This is a genomic window from Candidatus Thioglobus sp., from assembly GCF_028599055.1.
GTDB lineage: Bacteria > Pseudomonadota > Gammaproteobacteria > PS1 > Pseudothioglobaceae > Thioglobus_A.
Map to the genome: position 1 here is coordinate 1 of NZ_JAQRMS010000118.1, position 3,668 is coordinate 3,668.

A 3,668-nucleotide genomic window follows, 5' to 3' on the forward strand; every position below is an offset into this window, starting at 1 on the left:
TCAATATTTTGCATTTCATTATGACCACCAATATTATAAGTCTCTCCAATTTCACCAGTAAGAGCAACATGCAAGAGTGCTCTTGCATGGTCATCAACATATAGCCAATCTCTAATTTGTTTGCCATCACCATATATTGGCAAGCTTTTACCCTTTAGTGCATTAAGAATTATAAGCGGGATGAGTTTTTCTGGAAACTGGTACGGCCCATAATTATTAGAGCAATTGGTAATTAAGGTTGGAAACTTAAAGGTGCGCTGCCAAGCGCGTACTAAATGATCAGAGCTCGCCTTGGCAGCCGAATAAGGCGAGCTAGGCGCATAATGTGTATCTTCAGTAAATAAATCATCTGTACCTTCTAAATCACCATAGACCTCATCAGTGGATACGTGATGGAATCTAAAGCTATCTTTTTTTTCATCGTCTAATCCTGACCAATAACCCCTAGCTTCTTCTAGTAGAACATAGGTGCCAACAATATTAGTTTGAATAAACTCACCTGGCCCGTCTATTGACCGGTCAACATGAGATTCAGCTGCAAGATGCATTACAATATCGGGCTGGTATGCGTTAAACACACGCCTAATCTCACCAGCATCGCAAATGTCAACTTGCTCGAATACATATCTTTCATTATCTTTTACAGAGGTTAATGATTCTAGATTTCCGGCATAGGTGAGCTTATCAACATTAACAACATAATGGTCTGTGTTGTTAATTATATGGCGAATAACAGCGGAGCCAATAAAGCCGGCGCCACCAGTAATTAATAGTTTTTTATAATTGGACATAAAATTCCTTAATGCCATTTGTGACTAGATCAACATCTTCATCAGACAAGGATTGATGCAGGGGAATATTGAGCGTGTGAGAGGCTGCATAATCAGAATTTGGATAGTCTTCAATTGCATATTCGGAGAACAGTTTAATTTTATCGAGCGGCCAATATCTAAAAGTTGTATAGACGCCTTTATCTAATAAAAATTTTGCCAGTTGATCACGGTGTTCAGTTTGAATCCAAAAGAAATAATAAGAAGAGGTATGTTCAAATTCAGGTGTTGGTGGCAGTCTTATATCACCAATATTTTTCAACTCTTTAGTATATTGTTCAAAAATATTTTTCCGTTTATCAATAAAAGCACTCAACTTATTTAGTTGAGATAAGCCCATAGCAGCCGTGACATTATTCATAATGGCGCGCCTACCTGTTCTATTCATCTCGAACTCCCACCAGTTGGCGGCATTTTCTGATGATGAATCGAGGCCACTCTTGCTTTTTACTGGCAAACCAAGATACAAGCTTTCTTCTGCCTCTATGCGCTTATCAGTATCTTTTATATACATCATCCCACCATCAGCAGTAGACAGTGTTTTCATTGCATCGAACGACCACATACCCATGTCGCCAATTGTGCCACAAGCTTGACCTTTGTAAAAGCTACGTACTGCACAAGCAGAATCTTCAATCATCAGAATGTTATTCTGATTGCAAAGCTCAGAAATCTCATCCATTTCGCAAGGAATTCCACCATAGTGAGTAATGTAGACGGCCTTGGTTTTGCTAGATATGGATTTTTGAATATCTTTTGCTCTCACATTGAGAGAGTGCTTATCAACATCACAAAAGACTATTTTTGCCCCGGATTCAATAATAGCACTACCAACAGATGGGAATGAAATTGTCGGCACAATAATTTCATCACCTTTGGAAAAATTAAATAACTTAGCAGATAAAAATATAGCCTCAGTGCAACTAGTGGTTGATAAGAATTTTTTGGTATTGCTTGATAAGCTTTCGGCAAATTTATTTTCAAAATCTTTAACACTATTCCCCTTTCCCAGCCAATTGCTGGCAAACACATCTTTAATTAATGCAATCTCATCATTGCCAAGGTTTGGTTGAAATAAATTTATCATAATAATTTTCTTTTTTAATGATTGTCTATGTAAACAATTGATTTTGATCACATAAATTAGAGAGCTTTGCGTCCTTATCTGAAAGCTGAAATTCTTTTGTTGTCAGTCTCCAATCAATATCTAATTTAGGATCATTAAACGCAATACCTCGATCATATTTCGGTGCGTAGTAATTATCTACTTTATAAGCAAAGGTAGCACTATCACTCAAAACAACAAAGCCATGTGCAAAGCCATGTGGTACAAACAACTGGTGCTTGTTCGTGCTTGTTAGTTCAGCCGCCACATGCTGGCCATAAGTTGGACTTGACTTTCTGATATCAACAGCCACATCTAACACGCTGCCTTCAATCACTCTGACTAGTTTAGCTTGAGCATGAGGTGGTAGTTGGTAATGCAAGCCTCTAAGCACGCCTTTCTTGGACTTAGACTCGTTATCTTGAATAAAGTTTACTTTATAACCTATTGCTTCTTCAAATAAATCCTGTCTAAATGTTTCAGAAAAATATCCACGATCATCTCCATGAACTTTTGGTTCAATAAGTATAACTTCTGGAATTGATTGAGGTGTAAATTTCATTGTATCTCAGTAGCGCGCTTTAATAAGTATTGGCCATACTGATTTTTCTTTAATGGTTGTGCAAGATTAATGAGTTGCTTTTTATTAATATATTTCATCTCAAAGGCAATCTCTTCAATGCAAGCTACTTTTAGCCCTTGTCTTCTTTCAATGGTTTCAATAAAAGTTGAAGCTTCTAACAAGCTTTCGTGTGTACCTGTATCTAACCAAGCATAACCCCTTCCCATTAACTCAACAGTTAAGTGCTCTTCATCAAGATACATTTGATTCACTGTAGTGATTTCTAGTTCACCTCTATCAGATGGCACAACCTCAGCAGCCTTTTTAACCACATCATTAGGGTAAAAGTACAATCCTGTTACTGCATAATTGCTTTTTGGATTAGCAGGTTTTTCTTCAATGCTAAGCGCCCTGCCAGTAGCATCAAAGTCAACCACACCGTAACGCTCTGGATCATGCACGTGGTAACCAAACACAGTAGCCATATTGTGTGAGGCATTATTAACCGCAATATGTAACATTTCAGGCAACCCGTGACCATAATAGATATTATCTCCTAGGATTAGACAGGCATCATCATCGCCAATAAAATCTTTGCCTAGGATAAATGCTTGAGCTAGGCCATCCGGAGAAGGCTGAACAATATATTCAAACCTCATGCCAATATCTTTGCCATCACCAAGGAGCTGTTCAAATCTAGGTAGATCTTCAGGGGTGGAGATAATAAGCACCTCTTGAATGCCAGCAAGCATTAATACCGATAAAGGATAGTAAATCATCGGTTTATCATAAATCGGCATAAGCTGTTTTGATACGCCTTTGGTAAGAGGGTATAAGCGTGTACCTGAGCCACCTGCTAGAATAATTCCTTTCATTTGTCTTTTTTGGTTTGTTAAATAAAAATTTTCTATCGGAATTTAATTATAAATAAATATAAGAATAATAATGTTTTTAAACTGAACTTATTTAGATAATCTTGTATAAAGTGTCATGTTAAACGTTAAAATCTAACAAACTATTGTTTATTGTGAATATATGGAATATTGTAAGAATTTCTATCAAATAAAATCCAATGCAGAGATTTTTGAGCGGCTTGAGGCGGAGCGTAAAGACATTGGCTATTACAATTTACCCTATCAAAATACAGCTGAAATTAAAGATTATGCCAAAA

General features: G+C 36.9%; 4 protein-coding genes. All 4 read right to left on the reverse strand.

Translation table 11 applies throughout. The features are described from left to right. Positions 1-791, reverse strand: a 791-nt coding sequence (gene rfbB, locus PSN35_RS06550) for a dTDP-glucose 4,6-dehydratase (RefSeq protein WP_300031137.1), incomplete at its 3' end; no start/stop codon positions are given. Next, positions 778-1,917, reverse strand: coding sequence for a DegT/DnrJ/EryC1/StrS aminotransferase family protein (locus PSN35_RS06555; RefSeq protein ID WP_300031140.1), 1,140 nt, complete (start codon positions 1,915-1,917; stop codon positions 778-780). The genes rfbB and PSN35_RS06555, both read right to left, overlap by 14 nt. Before the next feature lie 25 nt (positions 1,918-1,942). Continuing rightward, on the reverse strand, positions 1,943-2,497 hold the full coding sequence (gene rfbC / locus PSN35_RS06560; protein ID WP_300031143.1) for a dTDP-4-dehydrorhamnose 3,5-epimerase: 555 nt from the start codon (positions 2,495-2,497) through the stop codon (positions 1,943-1,945). Next, complete coding sequence (gene rfbA / locus PSN35_RS06565; RefSeq protein ID WP_300031146.1) at positions 2,494-3,372, reverse strand: glucose-1-phosphate thymidylyltransferase RfbA; 879 nt, start codon at positions 3,370-3,372, stop codon at positions 2,494-2,496. The genes rfbC and rfbA overlap by 4 nt, the downstream gene beginning before the upstream one ends. Between the last annotated feature and the right edge of the window lie 296 nt (positions 3,373-3,668).

Excerpts from the sequence above, each read along its gene's own strand:
- PSN35_RS06555 (WP_300031140.1), bottom strand. The coding sequence starts at position 1,917 with ATGATAAATTTATTTCAACCAAACCTTGGCAATGATGAGATTGCATTA.
- rfbC (WP_300031143.1), bottom strand. The coding sequence starts at position 2,497 with ATGAAATTTACACCTCAATCAATTCCAGAAGTTATACTTATTGAACCA.
- rfbA (WP_300031146.1), bottom strand. The coding sequence starts at position 3,372 with ATGAAAGGAATTATTCTAGCAGGTGGCTCAGGTACACGCTTATACCCT.